At 41.9% G+C, this 20,973-nt stretch carries 17 protein-coding genes; 7 read left to right on the forward strand and 10 right to left on the reverse strand.

Features of this window, described 5'->3' with window-relative positions:
* Nucleotides 1–38 precede the first annotated feature (38 nt).
* The 8 genes from QO189_RS13095 to rpmH form a co-directional block, all read right to left on the reverse strand.
* Entirely contained in the window at nucleotides 39–713 is a 675-nt protein-coding gene (locus QO189_RS13095) for a riboflavin synthase (protein ID WP_371533065.1), read from the reverse strand.
* 434 nt (nucleotides 714–1,147) lie between these two features.
* Nucleotides 1,148–2,203, reverse strand: coding sequence for a bifunctional diaminohydroxyphosphoribosylaminopyrimidine deaminase/5-amino-6-(5-phosphoribosylamino)uracil reductase RibD (gene ribD / locus QO189_RS13100; RefSeq protein WP_371533066.1), 1,056 nt, complete (start codon nucleotides 2,201–2,203; stop codon nucleotides 1,148–1,150).
* 114 nt (nucleotides 2,204–2,317) lie between these two features.
* A complete protein-coding gene (nrdR, locus tag QO189_RS13105; protein ID WP_201599406.1) occupies nucleotides 2,318–2,776 on the reverse strand; it encodes a transcriptional regulator NrdR in 459 nt (152 codons plus the stop codon).
* Between the two features lie 87 nt (nucleotides 2,777–2,863).
* Nucleotides 2,864–4,300, reverse strand: coding sequence for a tRNA uridine-5-carboxymethylaminomethyl(34) synthesis GTPase MnmE (gene mnmE / locus QO189_RS13110; protein ID WP_371533080.1), 1,437 nt, complete (start codon nucleotides 4,298–4,300; stop codon nucleotides 2,864–2,866).
* 207 nt (nucleotides 4,301–4,507) lie between these two features.
* Nucleotides 4,508–6,190: a membrane protein insertase YidC gene (yidC, locus tag QO189_RS13115; RefSeq protein WP_201599407.1), complete on the reverse strand. Its 1,683-nt coding sequence runs from the start codon at nucleotides 6,188–6,190 to the stop codon at nucleotides 4,508–4,510.
* Nucleotides 6,191–6,405: 215 nt separating this feature from the next.
* On the reverse strand, nucleotides 6,406–6,780 hold the full coding sequence (gene yidD, locus QO189_RS13120; protein WP_371533067.1) for a membrane protein insertion efficiency factor YidD: 375 nt from the start codon (nucleotides 6,778–6,780) through the stop codon (nucleotides 6,406–6,408).
* A gap of 1 nt (nucleotide 6,781) precedes the next feature.
* Nucleotides 6,782–7,153, reverse strand: a complete 372-nt coding sequence (gene rnpA, locus QO189_RS13125) for a ribonuclease P protein component (RefSeq protein WP_371533068.1) — start codon at nucleotides 7,151–7,153, stop codon at nucleotides 6,782–6,784.
* Between the two features lie 186 nt (nucleotides 7,154–7,339).
* Nucleotides 7,340–7,474: a 50S ribosomal protein L34 gene (gene rpmH, locus QO189_RS13130; protein WP_007394757.1), complete on the reverse strand. Its 135-nt coding sequence runs from the start codon at nucleotides 7,472–7,474 to the stop codon at nucleotides 7,340–7,342.
* Between the two features lie 590 nt (nucleotides 7,475–8,064).
* On the opposite strand from rpmH, the gene dnaA reads away from it, so the two are divergent.
* The 5 genes from dnaA to QO189_RS13155 all read left to right on the forward strand — a co-directional run bounded on the left by dnaA (nucleotide 8,065) and on the right by QO189_RS13155 (nucleotide 16,099).
* Nucleotides 8,065–9,510, forward strand: coding sequence for a chromosomal replication initiator protein DnaA (gene dnaA / locus QO189_RS13135; protein ID WP_371533069.1), 1,446 nt, complete (start codon nucleotides 8,065–8,067; stop codon nucleotides 9,508–9,510).
* Nucleotides 9,511–9,670: 160 nt separating this feature from the next.
* A complete protein-coding gene (dnaN, locus tag QO189_RS13140; RefSeq protein WP_371533070.1) occupies nucleotides 9,671–10,846 on the forward strand; it encodes a DNA polymerase III subunit beta in 1,176 nt (391 codons plus the stop codon).
* Between the two features lie 129 nt (nucleotides 10,847–10,975).
* Nucleotides 10,976–12,199 (forward strand): DNA replication/repair protein RecF, encoded by a 1,224-nt coding sequence (locus QO189_RS13145; RefSeq protein WP_371533071.1) that lies wholly within the window; start codon nucleotides 10,976–10,978, stop codon nucleotides 12,197–12,199.
* Nucleotides 12,200–12,717: 518 nt separating this feature from the next.
* On the forward strand, nucleotides 12,718–15,348 hold the full coding sequence (gene gyrB, locus QO189_RS13150) for a DNA topoisomerase (ATP-hydrolyzing) subunit B (protein WP_371533072.1): 2,631 nt from the start codon (nucleotides 12,718–12,720) through the stop codon (nucleotides 15,346–15,348).
* A gap of 124 nt (nucleotides 15,349–15,472) precedes the next feature.
* Nucleotides 15,473–16,099 carry a manganese efflux pump MntP family protein gene (locus QO189_RS13155; RefSeq protein ID WP_371533073.1) on the forward strand — a complete coding sequence of 209 codons (627 nt, stop codon included), beginning with the start codon at nucleotides 15,473–15,475 and terminating at the stop codon, nucleotides 16,097–16,099.
* A 108-nt stretch (nucleotides 16,100–16,207) separates the two neighbouring features.
* Here the strand turns inward: QO189_RS13155 and rlmF are convergent, their stop codons facing one another.
* Together rlmF and QO189_RS13165 are read right to left on the reverse strand one after the other, a co-directional pair.
* Nucleotides 16,208–17,230 carry a 23S rRNA (adenine(1618)-N(6))-methyltransferase RlmF gene (gene rlmF / locus QO189_RS13160; protein WP_371533074.1) on the reverse strand — a complete coding sequence of 341 codons (1,023 nt, stop codon included), beginning with the start codon at nucleotides 17,228–17,230 and terminating at the stop codon, nucleotides 16,208–16,210.
* A gap of 87 nt (nucleotides 17,231–17,317) precedes the next feature.
* A complete protein-coding gene (locus QO189_RS13165) occupies nucleotides 17,318–18,037 on the reverse strand; it encodes a LysE family translocator (protein WP_371533075.1) in 720 nt (239 codons plus the stop codon).
* A gap of 239 nt (nucleotides 18,038–18,276) precedes the next feature.
* Between QO189_RS13165 and QO189_RS13170 the strand changes: the two genes are divergently transcribed.
* Both QO189_RS13170 and QO189_RS13175 read left to right on the forward strand, forming a co-directional pair.
* Nucleotides 18,277–19,077, forward strand: coding sequence for a crotonase/enoyl-CoA hydratase family protein (locus QO189_RS13170; RefSeq protein ID WP_371533076.1), 801 nt, complete (start codon nucleotides 18,277–18,279; stop codon nucleotides 19,075–19,077).
* Nucleotides 19,078–19,158: 81 nt separating this feature from the next.
* Complete coding sequence (locus QO189_RS13175; protein WP_371533077.1) at nucleotides 19,159–20,910, forward strand: NACHT domain-containing NTPase; 1,752 nt, start codon at nucleotides 19,159–19,161, stop codon at nucleotides 20,908–20,910.
* Nucleotides 20,911–20,973 lie beyond the last annotated feature (63 nt).

The raw sequence follows: 20,973 nt of genomic DNA on the forward strand, positions 1-20,973 counted from the left end.
GGGTGAAATATCTAGACAGGTAGGTATAGCCTCAAACGTTATTTCATAAAGCCATTATCTGCTAAAAAAGCTTCTGTAATTTGGCTTTGAGGATTGGCGGTATTCATGCCACCAGATTGTGATTTATTTAGCAAACGCTCCAAATAACGCGCAACGATATCCACTTCGATATTGACCTTGTTACCCACCAACCAATGCTTAGCGATATTAGTCACTTGAGCGGTATGCGGGATAATATTTAAAGAAACGATATTTTCACGTACCAGATTGGTAGTCAGACTAATCCCGTCTACCGTGATAGAACCTTTGGTCGCTGTATAATGTGCCAACTCTTGAGGTATCTCAATCTCAATATAAATAGAACGTGCATCTTGCTGTAGCTTACTGACGATGCCTACCCCATCTACATGACCGGCAACAATATGGCCACCAAAACGAGTCGTCGGTAGCATCGCTTTCTCTAGATTGACCGTATGACCTGCTTTCAATGTTTCTAGCGCTGTTCGAGCAATAGTTTCACGTGAAACATCAACAGAGTAATGGTTATTACCGAGCTCTACAACAGTCAAACAGATACCGTTCGATGCAATAGAATCACCGAGCTTTACATCGCTAAAATCCAAATCATTAGACTCTATGGTCAAGCGTATATCACCGCCTGTTGGTTGCATAGATTTTACGGTTCCAACGCTTTCTATAATTCCAGTAAACATATCATCCTCATCTCGTTATTATATTGCTACTATAAACACATAGCTTTATTTATCAAATACTTAACCAAATTTCTTAGTGCTGCCTTTCTAAGCACACTTCGCAGTGAAACACGCGGTAAATGCAGGCTGTCATTGGATAGATTGTGGATAAGTAAGCGTAAGTCAATAGGATACTCTTAAAATCTTTAATAACTATATAGTTATCCACAACGGTGCTAAATTTATTTTGGCGCTTACAGCGTAAGAATAAGAGATATAACATACTGATTATTATATAATTTATCATACAAACCCAAAAATAATCAGCTTTTCATGTTTCATGTGAAACAAAGTTATACACAGTTTCATGTGGAACATTTAAAATAACAACGTACTTATCCACATACTGTTCAAATTATAAGCATTTTGTGGATAACAGTTTTGCAAGTAAGAGCTCATAAAGGCAATAGTGTTAATTTAAGGTCAGAACCAAGTTGCTCATAATTATAAATATCGAAGCGCAACTGTTGAGCCAGTGAGATAGGATTGAAATTAACCATTGGTCGCGCTTGATCACCAAGTAGACAAGGCGCCTGATAAACAATCAACTCATCGACCAGCTGCTGACTTAAAAAGCTTCCCGCAACGCCAGCACCTGCCTCCACCAAGACATCATAGCATTGATGGTCTCTCACTAATGTTGCTAGTAAATCAGTGAGATCATCTGTGTGCCAATAAATCGTATCTGTACGGCGGCATAATTGATAATCAGACTGAGCACTGTGCTCTAAACGCTGACGTCTATCTAGCACTACAATCCGAGGTGCTGGTATTTTTTTAGGTAATACGCCTAGTTGATTCGAACGCACGTTGAGCTGCGGATCATCAGCTATCACTGTCTCACTACCAGTTATAATTACTCCACTTCGCGCGCGTATTTTTTGCACATCTTCGCGAGCCGCATTTGATGTAATCCATTTTGACTCACCAGATGCCATTGCGGTGCGACCATCTAGGCTAGTCGCTATTTTTAATCTGACATAGGGCATCTGAGTCCGCATAGCCTTTAAAAATCCACGATTTAAAACTTCTGCCTGCTCTGTCAGTATGCCAATTGTCACTTCAATACCTGCCTGCTCTAGCAGCTTAACCCCGTGACCTGCCACCTGTGGATTGGGGTCTAAACCTGCAATCACAACGCGCTTCACCTTTGCGGCCACAAGTGCCAATGCACACGGCGGTGTACGCCCTGTATGGCTGCATGGCTCTAGAGTCACATAAGCCGTCGCGCCAACTGCTCGATCGCCTGCTTCTTTTAATGCAAATACCTCTGCATGTGGCTCACCAGCTTTCGGATGAAACCCTTGACCGACCACTTCTTCAGCTTGGACGATGACACAACCTACTGCTGGATTTGGCCTAGTGGTATACAAACCGAGCTTAGCTTGTTCGATAGCAAGCATCATAAAATAGCGGTCTTGCGCATCTTGAGAGTGATTTATAGTTGGCATAACAGTAGGCTTAATAAATGATTGGTAATAATTACGGAGAATTTTATTTAATAATCTAAGCGCTTTGAACTAAAAATCAGTTTAATGGTTAGACATATTTATTGATGTATCAGCTTATTTGTCATTTGGACGAATATTAGCAATCTCTTGATGAAAGGCATCGATGTCTTGAAAATCACGATAAACACTAGCAAAACGCACATAAGCGACATCATCTAACGCTTTTAGTTCACTCATGATGATTTCACCCAAGACTTTGCTACTGATTTCACGCTCACCCATTTGTCTGACACGTTTTTCAACTCGACTAATCATTGCCTCTTGCTCATCGATAGTGATGGGGCGCTTTTGCAAAGGCAACAAGATAGAGCGGCGCAGTTTTTCATTGTCGTAGGGTTCAATCTTGTTGCTAGATTTGATAATCCTTGGCATCACCACTTCTACCATCTCAAACGTTGTAAAACGCTCTTGGCAACTATTGCACGAACGGCGGCGACGCACTTGCGCACCTTCTGCAGCAAGACGTGAGTCGATCACTTTTGTCTCTGATGCATTACAATACGGGCAGTGCATAGCAATTCCTTATTTTACGACTAAGAATAAAAGCAAAACTTATAAGATAGACAAATGTATTGAGTAATAGATAAGGTTATTCAACCGTTATTTACCAATACAAAAACTACCAAATATCTTACCAAGCAAATCATCAGCACTAAACTCGCCCGTGATTTCACCCAAGCTCTGCTGCGCCTGACGCAAGCTTTCGGCGACTAACTCACCTGCTTGAAACACCGTTAACTGCTCATGCGCCTCTGTTAAATAGTTGGCGGTCCGTCTGAGGGCGTCTATATGACGGGTACGAGCGATTAGGCTATTTTCTGGTGGGTGAAAACCTACCTTTGCACATAACACTTCAACTAAATTATCGATACCAATACCTGTTTCACATGAAACATTAACTTGTTCGTAGCCTCTGTCTTTGATTTCGGCTTGCGTTATAGAAGCCGATTTTTCACTACTATCATCGCTCAATAAATCACTTTTATTGGCAATTATTAGTAATCGTTTGGCATCTGGTAGCTCACCAAATAACTGCTCAGCCAATTGCAACGGTGTGCTTTCTTCTTCAACATCGCGAGTCACATCGTAAACCATCAGCAGCATATCAGCTTGGGTAATGGCGGTGCGAGCACGTTCAATGCCGATACGCTCTACCGTGTCCTCTGTATCACGTAGACCTGCTGTATCGGTAAGGTGTAGCGTTAAACCATTGAGCACTACCGTCTCTTGCAGCGTATCACGCGTGGTACCAGCGACATCGGTCACGATAGCACGCTCCTGTCCCGCTAAACGATTGAGTAAGCTTGATTTACCGGCATTTGGCCTACCTGCTAGCACAACATGGATACCATCTCGCAAAAGCTGACCTTGTTTTGCAGTGGCTAATACTTGCTGTATTTTATCTTGCGTTTGTTCAAGTTTACTTTGTATGACTCTGTCAGATAAAAAATCAACATCCTCTTCATCAGGGAAATCAATGGCAGCTTCAACGTGCAAGCGCAAATGAATCAACTGCTCTAATAGCTGATTAATCTTTTGAGAAAACTCACCGCTTAGAGAGCGGATGGCACTACTCGCCGCCGCCGCACTGGTCGCATCAATTGCATCAGCGATTGCCTCTGCCTGCACCAAATCCAACTTATCATTATCAAAAGCACGATAAGAAAACTCTCCGGCACTCGCTTGTTTGGCGCCCAGCTCAAATACACGTGCGAGCAACTGGTTCTGTAGAATGACGCCGCCGTGCCCTTGTAGCTCAATCACATCTTCACCCGTGAATGAATGCGGACCTTTAAAGAACAGTACCAACCCTTCATCAATAACGGTGCCATCAGCTTGATAAAAGCGGCAAAAACTGGCCATACGCGGCGTAAAAGCAGATTTACCCGTAAGCGCGCAGGCCATGGCATAAGCACGGCTACCTGATAGACGTATAACACCCACACCCCCTCGCCCGAGTGGCGTTGCAATCGCAGCAATCGTGGCGAGTCCCGATGTATTAGATTTTTCAGAAGAATTAGGTGCGGCTAATGCCATTTCTAAGGAATCCACAATGACTCTCAATAGCTAAAAATCCCATTATAGACGTCTGTGCTCATAGTGACAAAGCAAACTTTGAAACGCGGACTAATCATTGATATTTTCTCTTTAATGTTGATAAGCTGTGGATAACATTTTAGCACTTATAAAAAAACCACCGCTTGCGCGATGGTTTTTGTTATTACTTTTCTGATAGAGCGTCAGTTAGTCAACTATTTTTACCGTGCGACGTTTCTGCTCTTCTTCAACTTTCTTATTTACAATATATTGCTGAGTCATACTGAACAAGTTGTTCACTGTCCAATACAGTACCAAACCTGCTGGGAAGAATAGCATGAATGCGGTAAAGATAATTGGCAAGAACTTCATCACTTTTGCTTGCATTGGATCTGCTGGCTGCGGATTCAACTGCTGCTGTATGAACATTGACGCGCCCATGAGCAACGGCAAGATAAACCATGGGTCCATTGCTGAAAGATCGCGAATCCACAGAATCCATGGCGCATGACGCAGCTCGACACTCTCTACGAGCACCCAATATAGGGCTAAGAAAATTGGCATCTGCATCAAGATTGGTAAACAACCCGCCATCGGATTGACTTTTTCTTCTTTGTAGATGGCCATCATTTCTTGCGACATTTTCATGCGGTCGTCGCCATGCTCTTCTTTTAGCGTTTTTAGTCTCGGTGCAATAGCGCGCATTTTTGCCATTGAATAGTAGCTCTTATTAGAGAACCACATCAAAGCAATTTTGACTAGAATCGTTAGTAGGATGATTGACCAACCCCAGTTACCCACAACTTTATGCACACCTTCCAAGATAGCAAACAAGACCTTCGATATTGGCCACAGTAAACCATAATCAACGGTCTTATTCAGACCAACTGCTACATCTTTTAGCTCAGACTGTACTTTTGGACCAGCATACAGTGTGGCATCCAATGTCACTTGCTTATTCGGTGCTACATTGACTGGCTGACTGTTAAAGCCAATAAAGTAGTCGTTGCCAGTCTCGCGGGTGAAAAACTTACCAGTGAAATTTTCAGGCGTCCATGCAGAGACAAAATAATGCTGCACGATGCCAACCCAGCCTTTATCACTGGTCGTCGTCAGCTCGCCATCGCTGAAGTCTTTAAATTTCAGCTTATTGTAAGGATCATCTGGCGTACCCCAGGCACCACCAAGATAAGTCGCCATGCTCAGCGCGCCTTTATCAGACATACCAGGATCTTTACTATCGTCACGTTTTAGCTGCGCAAACATCTGGCCTTGCCACGCATTAGTAGAAGCGTTTTGAATTTTGTAACTAATATCGATCGGATATTTGTTTTCAGTAAAGGTAAATGTCTTGGTGATTGTCACGCCATCTTTTTTGTAAGTAAGCGGTACTGACAATGTTTGTTGCCCTGCTTCCATCACATAATTGTTGGCGGTGTGACTGTAAGTCGCTCGACCTTCTGCCGTATCAATACCATTTTGGCCGATAAGTCCAGACTGAGCCACGTATACACGATTGCTATTATTTTCTAGCAATACGAAAGGCTTATCGCTATCGAGCGTCGCGTCATACTGCTTGAGCGCAGCATAGACTATATCACCGCCTTCTGGATTGATTTTGATGTCATAGCGATCGGTCGTTACCGTGATTAATCCTGTGTCCTTTGCAGGCGTAGCTGTCACAGCTGTGTTATCCACAGGTAGTGTCTGAACCGGAATATCACCTGCGGCACCAGTGGTAGAAGGAATGTCAGCACCTACTGAACTTGTAGTTTCTGGCACCGCTTCTACAGCTGGTGCATCGGCATAATCATCTCGCCATGCCAAAATCAGCAGATAAGCGGTAATTAGCATCGCAATGATGATCATCACCCGAAATATCTTTTGCATAAACCTTTCCTAGATTAAAAATTAGGGAATGAAAAATTAGGGCATGTGTCATGACTGTACTGCATAGTTATCATCATGATCGATAACCGCGTTGAGAGTCATTTACATAAAATGTGCATCATTTTACTAAAAATCTGCCTCAAATGATACCAAGAGTGTGGATAACTTGTGGGTAAGTCATTGAAGATGATATCTAAAGCTCGAAGTTGCGGTTTTCATGTTGTCTTCATTAAGTAGTTAAGACGTGGCACATACCCCTGACGATCTCGGTAAACGCCCAGTCCTTGAGCGGTACTATTGGATATATCAGTAAAGGACAAGTACTTATAGCGATAAGAAGATAAAGGGAGCGGGACAAAGTCAATGCCGTGTCCACCAAGCGGATGACATCTGCTAAGACGTTTTAACAGCAACCAACTACCTGCACGAGTACCATGCCACGCCAAAGCTTGTTTACCATAGTTTGAACATGTGGGATAGTAACGGCAGCGAGCAGGTATTATAGGGCTAATTATTTTTTGATAAAAAACAATTGTATTGAATAATAATTTAAAAATCGTTTTATTTGATTTTTTGAAAAATAAATTCATTTTATTTTTTTTCTACTTTTTTAAATATATTATTTATTTGATTTTTTATTTCTTTACTATTTATATCTTTTACAGACTTTTTAACAATAAAAACTATATCTTTATTTTCTATTTTAAAAGCTTTTGTACGGAACTGCTCACGGATATGTCGTTTAATCAAATTTCGAGCGACAGCAGTAGGTACTTTACGCTTAGTAATCGCCATGCCGATACGTGGCTTGTCACAGGCACTGGGTCTCACAAACGCCATCAAGTGACTCTGATGTATTTTACGCTCAGGTGCGTCAAACACTTCACGAAAAGCTGCTGGTGTCAGTAGGCGCTGCTCTTTAGTAAAATTGGCTGTAGGTGTAGCTGAAAGAGATTTGGGCATGGTATGACCTAATATGATAGGGAATGGCGATATTAGAGATAATAGCAAAATATAGAAACAAAAAAAGCGCCGATGCGGGCGCTTTTAATATATGGCTAAGTGTCAGTTGTGATGATTGACTATTGCAATCTATAAAAAATAGGAACACAACAAGCACTATTAGCCATGCTTATCGCTATCTACTGATTATACAGTTAGACGATGACGTCCTTTAGCACGGCGACGAGCTAAGACCTGACGGCCTTTTTTAGTTGCCATACGAGCACGGAAACCGTGAGTACGTTTACGCTTGATCACGCTTGGTTGGAATGTACGTTTCATAACTCACCTATCAAAATAATGGACTAAATTCGTAATAACGGAGGATTATACCATCCAGTATAGTTTTGGTCAATAAACTAATTTAGCCTGTTTTCAGAGATTTAGTTTCTGCTATCAGACTACTAGATATTATTTGTTCAATACTTCAGTTTTGTTTAGCCAGTTTTTTTAGTTAACAGTAAATAATTTTCAAAGTTATCCACAGTTTTGTGTGACGTCTATAATAATAATTAATTAATATATATAAGTATTGTTGTTATTGAGACCTTATTTATCTGTGGCTAACTCCATTTTATCCTTATTTATCAAAATACTAGACTATGGGTAAGGTTGTGGATAACCTGTGGGCTAAATATGGATAACTTATCTTGTTGAGTTATCCACAAAAATATCCACAGTCTTATCCCCAAAAAACAAGGTTTTATCCACAGGGTATCTATGTTAGATTAGCCCCTACTTCGTGTGTGGCTTCTCATAGCTTTTCAGTGTGACTTTTAAGACAGTTAATTGCGGTTGATACTAAGCATTTATGTAGAAGGTCAGGCTATTAAAATTAACTATTATTTCAAATTATAGGGTTAGTATTTTTCATGATAGACACAGCAAATATTTGGGATAAATGTCTGAACGATTTGCGCTATAACGTTAAAGACAACGTTTTCACCATGTGGCTGCGACCTTTGTCAGCTCACCAAGAAGCACAAACTCTAATCATTCTTGCGCCTAATGATTACTTTGTCACGTATATCAAAAAGAACCATCTTCAAGATATTCAGCAATTGGTTACCAAGCACAGTCAAGGTAGCATTGAGGAGGTTGTGGTCCGTGTTGATAATGCGGGACGTGAGGTAGACGATAGTCAGCAGTTACAATCAGGCTCGTTATTTTTGGAAGATAAGCCCTCCCCTACTCCATCTGAGCATAAATTTGAATCTATCCATCATAATAATTCGAAAGCAGATATCGACGCTAATATGCGTCAGGGAGAACTAAACGATTCAGCTGATGCTAAATCACTAAGCTATCTCAATCCTGACTTTACTTTTGAGACATTTGTCACCGGTAGGTCGAACAATCTGGCCTACAAAGCTTGTTACGAACTTGGTAAAAAACAATCAAAAAATCGGCACAATCCGTTATTTATATACGGACCTTCTGGATTGGGAAAAACGCATTTAATGCATTCTGTAGCACATCGCTATTTAAAAAATAATCAAAGTTTTTATTACTTCACTTCTGAAAAATTTATAAATCAATTAGTTTATTCATTAAGAAATAATAAAATAGAAGATTTCAAAAAGAAAATAAAAAAAGTAGATTTGTTAATTGTAGATGATATTCATGTCTTAGCAGGAAAGACCAAAAGTAGTAATGAGTTTTTAACATTGTTTGCAGATTTTACTAGTGGTGACAAACAGCTGATTTTGGCTTCTGATCGTCATCCATCACAAATGACGGAATTTGATGAGCGCTTTAGGTCGCGATTTTCTTGGGGATTGACAGTCGCGGTTGACCCTCCTGAGATTGATACTCGCGTGCAAATTTTGCAGAAAAAAGCCGCTTCTTATGGCATGGTGCTGCCTAAAGAGTGTGCATTGTTTATCGCTCAAAACGTGGTATCCAATGTCAGACGTCTGGAAGGTGCTCTCAATCAAGTTTTTGCAAATGCCAATTTGACAGGCGCACAGATTACTCTTGAGATGGTGCAATACGCGCTAAAAGACATCGTCGCTATGCGTGTACAAGCCGTAAACATGGATAATATCCGCAAAATAGTCGCTGAATACTATGATGTAACGGTCAAGGATATTATGGGGCGTAAACGTACTCGTAGCATCGCCAGACCTCGCCAAATAGCGATGGCCCTATCGCGTGAGTTGACCGGTGACAGTTTTCCTGAGATTGGTCAATCATTCGGTGGACGGGATCACACAACAGTGATGCACGCTTGCGATAAAGTAAATGAATTACGAGCAGCAGATCCAGCGTTTGACAAAGATTATAAGACGCTGGCGTTGATGCTACAGGCAGGTTAGGAGAGTAAGTCTTCACTGTATTTTAGCGAGAAAATATCGTTTATAATATTGAAAATATAAGCAGATAGATGCTCTGTAGATTATAGTCAGTAGACAAGGTATTATTAGACGATTACGTCAAGTTTTTATAAAAAAATCATTCAAATAAGAGTAACTAAGCATGCAATTATCGATCAATCGAGAATCGTTACTAAAAGCTATCAACTTGATCGCCAAAGCCGCTGATAAACGCCATAATATGGTGATATTGGGCAATATTAAGCTGCAGTTATCAGAGTCCGAGCTTATCTTGACAGCCTCAGATTTAGAAGTGGAGCTGACATCGACCTTGAAATTGCCTGCTGGTGCTTGTGTTGAAGCAGGAACAACGACGCTACCTGCAACAAAACTAAAAGATATTTGTAAGTCTTTACCAGCACAAGCTCAAGTTAATCTAGCGACTCAAGCGAATGAGCGTTGTCTGCTTACCAGTGGCAAGAGCCGTTTCACGCTAGGTACCTTACCAAGTGAAGATTATCCAAGCTTGGGCAATCCTGAAAATATTACGCCGTTGAACATCAGCCGTAGTCGCCTGACAGATTTGATTCACAAGACTCAGTTTGCGATGGCAATTCAAGATGTACGTTATTATTTGACGGGTATGCTGTTTGATGTTTCACAGCAGCAGTTGACGACCGTTGCGACTGACGGACATAGACTGGCCTTGGCACGTAGTGTTATAGATGTGAGTGCTGATCTGAGTATGCAGGCTATTTTGCCACGTAAGGCAGTAATTGAGCTTGAACGTTTGGCGACTGAGCTTGGCAAAATGCTAGGGGATCAGGACAATGCAGTTACGCTGAGTTTTGGGCGTGAGTTTTTGCAAGTGAGCTTACCATTTGGCGATGTTGATAGTGCAGGGCAAGTTAGCCAAAATCTAATGGTGACGTTTACTGCCCGTTTGATTGATGGCAAATTCCCTGATTATCGCCGCGTCATGCCAAGCAATACAGATAAACTTGCGTTATTTAGTCAAGAGAAAATGACTGACGTATTACGCCGCGTTGCGATTTTGAGTAATGAGAAGTCGCGCGGTGTGGTCTTTAATTTTGCCAGTGATGGTATGGTAGAGGTACGTGCCAACAATGCTGAGCAAGATGAAGCTGTTGAGATGATACAAGCCAAATATCAGGGCGAGCCAATGGAGCTGTCATTCAATGCTGCGTATCTACAAGACGTGCTAGGGGTGATACAAGGTGATTTGCAGATGCATATGAGCCAATCGAATGCTTCAGTGTTGGTCAATCAGCTTAATGATGAGTTCCATCAGTACGTCATTATGCCGATGCGTATATAGTCTGATTTTTTGCACATCATACAGCATTGAACCGCGCTAGCATCTTTTAAGGATGTACGCGGGCAGCTTAAATTTAAATAAACTTTTGCTTGCTTTTAAAGCTGAAAATAATGGGCGGCTATCGATATTATGATTGAACGTCTACAAATATCAAATCTGCGCAACCTCACACAAGTTAATTTGCATTCTACTGTTTGCAACGTTGTCATCGGTGCAAATGGTAGCGGCAAAACCTCTTTACTTGAAGCGATATTCTTATTATCCAGAGGCAAGAGCTTTCGCCATCACCAGCCAAAACGTTATATTCAGCACCATCAGAATAATACAACCGTATATGCTAGGCTCAATGACAGTCGTACGCTAGCCATTCAAAAACAAGCAGATGCTACAACCATTCTGCGTCTTAATCAAGCTACTGTCTACAATCAAAGTATATTGACTGAGCAGCTACCCACGCTATTGATAGATCCCTCAACCATGGATATGTTAGAACAGGGTAGTGCCAGTCGCCGCCAGCTATTAGATTGGTTGGTGTTTCACATGAAACAAGGTTTTCACCCACAATGGGTCGCCTATCAACGCCTTTTAAAACAGCGCAATAGTTTACTAAAGAAGACTCGTCAATTGACTCAAGTCCAGCTAGCTGAGCTAAAGTCTTGGGATAAAGGACTGAGTAATCATGCGGCGTTGATACATCATTATCGTGAGCAAGTATTTACTGAATGGCAGCCTTATTTTTCCAAAAGTGTTTTGCAGTTGTTGCCGTCTTATGCTGAGCAATTAAGCCTAAGTTATAACGCTGGCTATGACACTAATGTCGCGCTTGATGTACAGCTTAATGAGCGATTAGAACAGGATTTACAGCTAGGATATACCCGTATAGGCAATCATCGGGCTGATATCCACGTACATTGGCGCTCTGATAATACTGTACGATCTGATGATGTTGTAGATAGTCAGGCGACAATTACAGCGTCTTCAGATCATGAGATGAATACTAAATTACCAGTTTTAAAAGAGCAGGCCGCCAATGTATTGTCCCGCGGTGAAAAGAAGCTGCTCATAACTGCGCTACGCTTATCGCAGTTGCCGTTATTACTCAATGATAATAAAGATAGTGGTTCGTTTGATAATAACTCAACATCGAGAGCGACTCCTGTCGTGCTACTAGATGACATCACCGCAGAATTAGATGATAGAGCGATAGAGATTCTTTTATCAACGTTAGCGCAGCTGCCTTGTCAGGTGTTCATGAGCAGTTTGACGGATGATATCGTACCTCTGGTTAATGAGCTGTGGTCAAAACCTAAGTTGTTTCACGTGAAACAAGGCCAGATATTATCTGTTGATTAACTTTGAGTTTCTTATCATCGCTTTAAGCATTTTCCTGCCTACTTGTAACTCCTTTTATACGTCCTTTATTGAGTATCACAGTCACGACTATCACTCATACTAGCTATTAGGTAAAGACACTGACTCATAAGTCGTAAAACTCCCAGTAAACAGTGACTTACAGACAAAAAAATGCTAAAATAACCCTTTATTTTTGTCCTGTTCTCAGCAATTTATTCGATAGCATCATATAAAAGATTTCTATTTTTTGTTTCTTTATAAGTATTTGATAATTAAGTATTTTATTTATTTCAATAGTTTTAACAATGGCTAGAAAAACAAAGACTATTACTAATAAGTAATTTGCCAATTTTATCTCTATACCGTCTTTTTGAGGCTAACGGTGGTTATTGATTTAGCCGCTCATATGCACTCTAAGTTATGAATAATAGAAGTTGATTTTAAGGTGCCATCATGAGGCGTAACCATCTGGGTGCGCTGATAAAAACGGCTGATAATGGCTAGATTAAGGAATGTACATGAGTGATTCATTACCTATTGACCACGAGCAACAGACGTCAGACAGTGCTGCCGAAACGATCGCACCTGTCGTAGCGCCAGAAGGGTTACCCTCTGATTATAGTTCTAAGGATATCCGCGTACTACGTGGGTTAGAGGCTGTACGCGTACGCCCTGGTATGTATATCGGTGACACTGACGATGGCACAGGCTTGCATCACATGGTCTTTGAGGTCGTGGATAACTCTATCGATGAGGCGCTGGCTGGTCACTGTGATCAGATCGATATCATCATTCATGAAGACGAGTCTGTTAGTGTGATGGATAATGGCCGCGGTGTGCCAGTCGATATTCATCCAGAAGAGGGTGTATCTGCTGCTCAGGTCATTATGACTGTCTTGCATGCAGGTGGTAAGTTTGATGATAATAGCTATAAAGTATCAGGTGGCCTACATGGTGTTGGGGTATCGGTCGTCAACGCATTGTCTAAAAAGCTTGAGATGAATATCTGGCGTGAAGGCTATCATTACCATCAGACCTATACTGATGGCGTACCTGACGCTGATATTCAGCAGATGGAAGCGACCGATCAAACCGGTACGCAAATCCGCTTTTATCCAAGTAGCGACGTATTCACCGGTACGGTTTTTGAATATGATATCTTGGCAAAACGCCTACGCGAGCTGTCATTTTTGAACTCTGGTGTGCGTATCGTTCTGACCGATGAGCGCATTGATAAGCGTCATGAGTTTGAGCACAAAGGTGGCTTGCTAGAATTTGTCAGCTATATCAATGCAGGCAAAGACGGTATCAATGAAGTATTCCATTTTACCAGTCAACAAGACGACGGTATCAGTGTCGAGGTTGCGCTGCAATGGACCGATACTTACAACGAAAAAGTGCTGTGCTTTACCAATAATATTCCGCAAAAAGATGGCGGTACGCATCTATCAGGTTTCCGCTCAGCACTTACACGCGGCCTAAATAGCTATATGGATCGCGAGAACCTATTCAAAAAAGAAAAGGTTGCTGCGACTGGTGATGACGCTCGTGAAGGTCTAACGGCTATTGTCTCGGTGAAAGTGCCGGATCCGAAATTCTCAAGTCAGACCAAAGACAAGCTGGTCTCAAGTGAAGTGAAATCTGCTGTCGAATCAGCGATGCACGATAAATTCAATGACTACCTGCTAGAGAATCCAACGGCTGGTAAAGCCATTGCTAATAAAATTATGGAAGCAGCAAGGGCGCGTGACGCTGCTCGTAAAGCGCGTGAAATGACCCGTCGCAAGACGACTCTGGATATTGCAGGTCTGCCTGGTAAACTTGCTGACTGCCAAGAAAAAGATCCAGTACTATCTGAGCTATACATTGTGGAGGGTGACTCTGCAGGTGGCTCAGCTAAACAAGGTCGTAGCCGTAAAACCCAAGCTATTTTGCCACTAAAAGGTAAAATTCTAAACGTTGAGCGTGCGCGCTTTGACAAGATGCTATCGTCTGCTGAAGTGGGTAATTTGATTACGGCATTGGGCTGTGGTATTGGCCCTGACGAATATAATCCAGATAAAGTACGTTATCACAAAATCATTATCATGACCGATGCCGATGTTGATGGGTCACATATTCGTACTTTATTGCTGACGTTCTTCTTCCGTCAAACACCTGAGTTGATTGAGCGTGGTTATATTTATATCGCTCAGCCACCGCTATATAAAGTGAAAAAAGGTCGTCAAGAGCTATATCTAAAGGATGATGAAGCGCTTAAAGCGTATCTATTGTCATCAACGATTGACAATACGAAGCTACACATCAGTGCTGATGCGCCTGCCATTACTGGGCAAGCGCTTGAGACGTTGCTGAATGATTATAACCAAACACAATTGATCAAAGCCCGTTTGCAGATCCGCTTCCCAGCGGTCATCTTAGATGCATTGACGCATACGCCGAAACTTAGCACTGATATGACTTATGATGAGTCTGCCATGAAGGATTGGAAAGCCGCGATGCAGACTAAGCTAGATCATTTCGGTAGTGATCTGAGTCCTGAGATTGAATTGGTTAATATCCATGCGCCGCAGCCAAAAAATATGGATGCAGCGGCTGCCGATCTATTGGGGATGACGCCTGTCATTGGTACTGAGGCCGCAAGCACCGCAGAAGGCGAAGCGTCAGACAATGAGGCTCTATCTACTAAGGCGCAGTGGCTACCACGCGTCACGGTATATGTGCATCAACTGGCGCACCATTATCTGCTAGATGCTAGCTTTATCAACTCAGGTGAGTATGGCAAGCTGTTACGTCTATCAAGCGAGTGGAATACACTGCTTGAGAGTGATGCCTTTATCCGCCGTGAAGCAAGCGCGGGGACGACTAAAGATATCCCAGTACGTGACTTCGATTATCTCTGGCAGCAAATGATGCTCGATGCACGTCGTGGCCTGGCTATCCAGCGTTACAAAGGTCTGGGTGAGATGAACGCCGACCAGCTTTGGGATACGACGATGGATCCAGAAAACCGCCGCATGCTACGTGTCACTATCGAAGATGCGATTGCCGCTGATCATATGTTTACCTGCTTGATGGGTGATCACGTCGAACCGCGCCGTATCTTCATCGAAGAAAATGCCCTAACGGTGTCAAATCTAGACATCTAAATTTGAGTGTTCTATTCATAACATATGGAATACCGTTTCGATCATCGAAGCGGTATTTTTGTTTCACGTGAAACTTACGTAGATAAATTGATATTAGTTAGCAGTTATAATTTGTGGAAATAAAATGATCGAAGTGATATTACTTGCTATCGCCCTAGCGATGGATGCATTTGCGGTATCGATAGGACTGGGTGCTAAGGCTCAAAAATATAGCCATCAGTATGTACGGCGCTTGGCTATCTATGCTGCGCTGTACTTTGGTATTGCTCAGGGCGTGATGCCGCTCATTGGTTATTTATTGGGTGCAGCGCTGCTGGGTTGGTTGGCGGCGGCCGCGCCTTGGATTGGCGGTACTATTTTGATTGCTCTAGGTGGGAAAATGCTTTACGAAGTGTTTACTGCTGATGAGTCAGATACTGACAGTGATGATCTGGACGTCAATGATGATGCTATTAACACTGATAGTGATACAGTATCAGCCACGAGTAAGCATGGACATATCAATCATCGCACTATGTTTACGCTAGCGATTGCCACCAGTATCGATGCGATGGCAGCCGGATTTACGCTAAATTTATTGGCCTTGAACGCGTGGTTAGCTTGCTTGATTATCGCGGTAGTAACGGCTGTGTTTGGCTGGATTGGGGTCTATTTGGGACGTCGCTCAGGCACATGGTTAGAAGAAAAAGCAGAAGTATTGGGCGGCGTGGTACTGATAGCGATTGGCATAAAAGTCATGTTTTTTGGCTAATTTATTTAGAGTTTCACTTAGCCTTTATGCAAAAAGCACCGCCTTGAATATCAAAGCGGTGCTTTTTTTGTTTCACGTGAAACTTAAGTTAACTAATGTATCTATCGACTACTCTTCATCAGTATCAAAGCGCCAAGCCAATACACGAGTGCTCTTTTGACCTTGGCTCATCTCAATGATACGCATCTGCGCGACATCCAGCTGCTTTAATAGTAGCTGCAAAGGTTTCACGTTTTCAGATTTTGAGACTAAAGTCGTAAACCAACCGACATGCTCTGCAAAACTTTGGCTTTCTTTTGCCATCTTGGTCAAGAACGCAATCTCGCCACCTTCACTCCACAATTCTTTATGCTGACCACCGAAGTTTAGATTTTGAGCAGCATTACCTGACTTGGTTGAATGACGGCTGATTTGCTCGCTTTCATTTTTACCGCGATGGCGTTGCAAGTTGTGCTGCTTACGGCTGTTGGCTTCCATTGCTTCTTCTAATGACGCGTGAAACGGCGGGTTACAAACCACGACGTCAAAGTAATCTTGACGACCAATGATATTTTTAAAGATAAACTTAGGCTCAGGTTGCAGTTTAACTTTGACCGCGCTTTTTAGCTTTGGATTGGCCTCACAAATGAGTGCTGCGGTATTGACCGAAATCGGGTCAATATCACTCGCGGTAAAGCGCCAGCCGTAGCTTTGGCTACCGACGATCGGATAGATCGCACTGGCACCCGTACCGATATCTAGAGCGTGAATTTCTTTACCCGTCGGCGGTGTGTTGTCGGCATTCACATGTGTAGTTTGCGCGAGTAAGTCTGCAATGTAGTGAATATAATCGGCACGCCCAGGGATAGGCGGACACAGATAGCCTTCAGGAATATCCCAAAATTTAACGCCGTAATAGTTTGCCAATAGTGCTTTATTTAGCACACGAACTGCTTGATGATCCGAGAAATTGATCGTCGGCTCGCCTTTGGGATTGGTGATGGTGTGCTCAGCAAGCTCAGGCAAGGCGCGAGTCAATACGGCAAAGTCGTAACGACCTTGGTGCGGATTGCGCGGATGCAGCTGACCGAGTTTTTTGGCGGTCGCAGGAGATCGGTTTCTGTGTTTGCTGTTTGCAGGGATACGGGTCATAAGGTAGGGCTACGATAGGTGAATATAAGCAAACAGTGTAGCAGATTTCGCAGGTTTCTAATGGTTTATCCGTGCTTTATCGGTCGCTTATCGATGACGAAAGATTAGGTTGAGTCCCAATACGATCATCGCTGACCCTAATACACGGTCAATCCAATGCTCAAAACGCTGAAAGCGGCGGTGAATCGCAGGGATAGAGAGTAGCATTACTACCGTGCTAAACCATGCCATCTGTAGCACCATCATCCAGACACCGTAGATGGCCAATTGCCAAAGTGGAATATTTGGCGACAGGACGAGGGTAAAAATCGCCACAAAATAGACAGGCGCTTTTGGGTTAAAGACATTACAGAAAAATCCACGGCGCAACGTGGCAAAGGTAGACTCGGTATGAATAGAGGCACTTTTCTCAGACAAGCTTTTAGAGGAAGGGCTGTTAGCAGAAAGGGTTGCTTCGTTCTCTGCTTGTGACACATTAATTGGCACGTTTTCTGTCGTTGTTAATTCTACGGGCTTCTTAGGTTTGGCTTGAATGCCTTGCCACCCTAGATAGATCAGATAGCTACCACCGAGCCATTTAATCGCGGTTAATAATGGCTGTGAATGGGCAATCACCGTTGCCAATCCCAGCACCGAATAAATGATATGCACCGACAGCCCCAAGGTAATACCCAGACTACAAATCAAACCAGTACGTCGACCCTTAGCTAAGGTCTGCTGTGAAACCAAGACAAAGTCAGGCCCTGGTGAGGCGGCAGCCAGCAAGTGAACGCTTGTAATCAACAAAAACCCGTGCCAAAACTCCATAAAACCCTCTGTACGCTATCTAGTCTGAATCATAGTTGCACTTATCACAAATGAGGTCAACTTTTATCTATTATCGCGCCATTCGAGTCATTGCTATCGCTTGTGTTATGGCTATATGCTGTCTATATTAAATGAAGTATTAAAAATAATTCTATCGACAAACCGCTATAAATAAACGATCAAGATTCGACGATATAATGACTCACTACATAAAAAATGACTTCGACAAGGACAGCACCATGACGACGGACAGTAATACGCAAGACAATCGCATCACTTATGACACAGACGGCACTATCTGCCTGATTGGGCTAGACCGTGCCAACAAACGCAATGCTTTTGACAGTCATATGATTACGCAGTTATCTAACGCCCTGACCCAATATGAAGACGATGATCATCTACGCTGTGCGCTCATCTTTGCTCATGGTGATCACTTCACCGCTGGGCTCGATCTGGTCGAGCTGCAAGACAAGCTGAACGATGGTGTGTTTGAGTTCGATGATAATCAAATTGACCCGTGGGGCATTAGCGGACGCTTACGTACCAAACCTGTGGTCGTGGCGGTAAAAGGGACTTGCTTTACCGTGGCTATCGAGCTGATGCTCAACTGTGACGTGGTGATCGCAAGCGACAATTGTAACTTTGCACAAATGGAAGTCCAGCGCGGCATCATGCCATTTGGCGGGGCGACGGTACGATTTGTCGCGGCGGCAGGCTGGCAAAAAGCCATGCCGTATCTGCTCACGGGCAAAACATTCGATGCGCAAACGGCTGATCGGCTGAACTTGGTCAGTGAAGTGGTGGCAAATGGGTCTGAGTACGAGCGTGCATTAACACTGGCACAAGAGATCTGTAAAGCTGCGCCGCTGGGTGTCAGAGGCGCGCTGTCCTCAGCACAAGACGCGAGCCGCAATGGTGCTGCTAGTGCACTTGCTAATATCCATAGTTATCTGCCGCCGCTCTTTCATTCAGAAGATGCCAAAGAGGGCGTGATGGCGATGGTTGAGAGAAGGGAAGCTGAGTTTAAGGGGCGTTAAATATAGGTTTTTCTAATATTAAACTCTAATATTAACAAACAGATTTCGGTAGATAATTAGAGTTGGAATAGGTAGGTTGATATGGGTATTGAAACTACAGGAAGTGTCAAAGAAATTAGAGACGTCTTTGTAGAGGTTAGTCAGTTTGTTACTAACTTTATTGGTAAGGACTATCAAAAGTTTGCTACCAAATACAACTTTGCTTTGAGTGACTACTTAGAAGCTAAGCGAAGTAGTCTTTCTAAAGTCAAAATGGCTTTCTTTTCCTCACAAGTAGTTGAACTTGATGAAATTTATGTCCCGCAGTTCATTTATGTAGGAAAAAAACTTTGCTCACAGGAAAGTTTTTTTAATTCACTCTTACAAAATAAAAAAATGGTAGTTAGTGCCACAGCAGGCTCAGGAAAATCCTGTCTTCTGAAGAGTATGTTCATAAGTGTAATAAGAGATAAGAGTAATCTACTCCCTTTATTCCTAGAACTTAGAAAAGTGAATGAGACTAACGACTCTATTTTCGAAACGCTCAGGATAGATATAGCAATATATAACGAAAAATTTAATAAAGATAATTTGAACTATTTACTTGATAGAGAGGGGACAATAGTATTTCTAGATGGTTTTGATGAAGTGAACCATGACTTAAAGGATAGGTTCACGAAAGAAATTAATAACTTAGCAGATAAATATCCAAATCTTATTATCCTAGTTTCATCAAGACCAGAATACAATCTATTCTCTGATTGGTCGCTATATAACGTCGCTCATATTCAGCCTCTAGTTTTGCCTCAAGCAATAGAGATAATAAGGAAGCTAGTTTACGATGAAGATGTAAAAGCAAGATTTATCTTAGCATTACAAAATAGTCTTTTTCATAAGCAGGAAGGATTTTCTAGTAACCCGCTCTTGCTCACAATTATGCTTGTAACTTATGAGCAATTTGGAAGTATTCCTGATAGAGCTTATATATTTTATGATTTAGCCTATCAGGCATTATTCAATAAACATGATGTATCTAAGCAAGGATTTTTAAGAAAAAGCTTAACAAACTTAGATATGTATGAGTTAAGGAATATCTTCGCTTTATTTAGTCTATTTACTTATAGCAAACAGATGTTTGAAGTGACAGAAAATGAAATTAATACGCTATTAGGAAAATGCCTAATACATCTAAAATCTGAAGTAAGTTACAAAGATTTGAAATTAGAGTTGCTGAATAATGTGCCTCTTCTAATGCGAGATGGCTTAAATTATTGCTTTACTCATCGCTCATTTCAAGAATATTTTACCGCATATTACATAGTGCATCATGCAGTTAAACAACAGGTTTTTGAACGTGTGTGCGGACGATATTATTCAGATAATGTTGTTGATATGGCCTTTTCTATGAACAAAGAAATAATAGAAGACAATTGGATACTTCCAAAGATTAATAAAATTCTAGAGTCAAAACCGCTAGATATTGCAAATATACATAATAAAATAACCCTAATTTCAGTGTTCTTTAGTCAAGTTGAAGAGGTAAAAGATAGAGGGAAAAAGGAAATAGGGTTCACACACAATGAAAATTCTCATTTCCTATACTATCTAATCAAAAAATACGATTGTTATAGTCAAATTATTTATTTGAATAACAAACATCATTCTCATGATTTTACTTATGAAGAAACAGATTTTTTTGAATTAGTCTTAAACGATAAGCAAGCTATAATGCTTGAAGAGTTGGACGATTTTGAGAAAAGTTTAGTTTGTCGTATGGGTGGTTCGCGTTATGGAGAATGGAGCTTTGAGTTAATTGAACATATTAAAAAACTAATTTTAACTAGGGTGTGTTGACAATTACCGTAAATGGATAATCGTCGCTGCTAAATAGATATTAGCAGCAAACGACTCATCCGT

It is taken from the genome of Psychrobacter sp. Arc29 (assembly GCF_041431175.1).
Lineage (GTDB): Bacteria > Pseudomonadota > Gammaproteobacteria > Pseudomonadales > Moraxellaceae > Psychrobacter.

What these genes read in the sequence shown, in the direction of transcription:
- QO189_RS13095 (WP_371533065.1), bottom strand. Translation starts at nt 713, where the DNA reads ATGTTTACTGGAATTATAGAAAGCGTTGGAACCGTAAAATCTATGCAA.
- ribD (WP_371533066.1), bottom strand. Translation starts at nt 2,203, where the DNA reads ATGCCAACTATAAATCACTCTCAAGATGCGCAAGACCGCTATTTTATG.
- nrdR (WP_201599406.1), bottom strand. Translation starts at nt 2,776, where the DNA reads ATGCACTGCCCGTATTGTAATGCATCAGAGACAAAAGTGATCGACTCA.
- mnmE (WP_371533080.1), bottom strand. Translation starts at nt 4,300, where the DNA reads ATGGCATTAGCCGCACCTAATTCTTCTGAAAAATCTAATACATCGGGA.
- yidC (WP_201599407.1), bottom strand. Translation starts at nt 6,190, where the DNA reads ATGCAAAAGATATTTCGGGTGATGATCATCATTGCGATGCTAATTACC.
- yidD (WP_371533067.1), bottom strand. Translation starts at nt 6,780, where the DNA reads ATGAATTTATTTTTCAAAAAATCAAATAAAACGATTTTTAAATTATTA.
- rnpA (WP_371533068.1), bottom strand. Translation starts at nt 7,153, where the DNA reads ATGCCCAAATCTCTTTCAGCTACACCTACAGCCAATTTTACTAAAGAG.
- rpmH (WP_007394757.1), bottom strand. Translation starts at nt 7,474, where the DNA reads ATGAAACGTACATTCCAACCAAGCGTGATCAAGCGTAAACGTACTCAC.
- dnaA (WP_371533069.1), top strand. Translation starts at nt 8,065, where the DNA reads ATGATAGACACAGCAAATATTTGGGATAAATGTCTGAACGATTTGCGC.
- dnaN (WP_371533070.1), top strand. Translation starts at nt 9,671, where the DNA reads ATGCAATTATCGATCAATCGAGAATCGTTACTAAAAGCTATCAACTTG.
- QO189_RS13145 (WP_371533071.1), top strand. Translation starts at nt 10,976, where the DNA reads ATGATTGAACGTCTACAAATATCAAATCTGCGCAACCTCACACAAGTT.
- gyrB (WP_371533072.1), top strand. Translation starts at nt 12,718, where the DNA reads ATGAGTGATTCATTACCTATTGACCACGAGCAACAGACGTCAGACAGT.
- QO189_RS13155 (WP_371533073.1), top strand. Translation starts at nt 15,473, where the DNA reads ATGATCGAAGTGATATTACTTGCTATCGCCCTAGCGATGGATGCATTT.
- rlmF (WP_371533074.1), bottom strand. Translation starts at nt 17,230, where the DNA reads ATGACCCGTATCCCTGCAAACAGCAAACACAGAAACCGATCTCCTGCG.
- QO189_RS13165 (WP_371533075.1), bottom strand. Translation starts at nt 18,037, where the DNA reads ATGGAGTTTTGGCACGGGTTTTTGTTGATTACAAGCGTTCACTTGCTG.
- QO189_RS13170 (WP_371533076.1), top strand. Translation starts at nt 18,277, where the DNA reads ATGACGACGGACAGTAATACGCAAGACAATCGCATCACTTATGACACA.
- QO189_RS13175 (WP_371533077.1), top strand. Translation starts at nt 19,159, where the DNA reads ATGGGTATTGAAACTACAGGAAGTGTCAAAGAAATTAGAGACGTCTTT.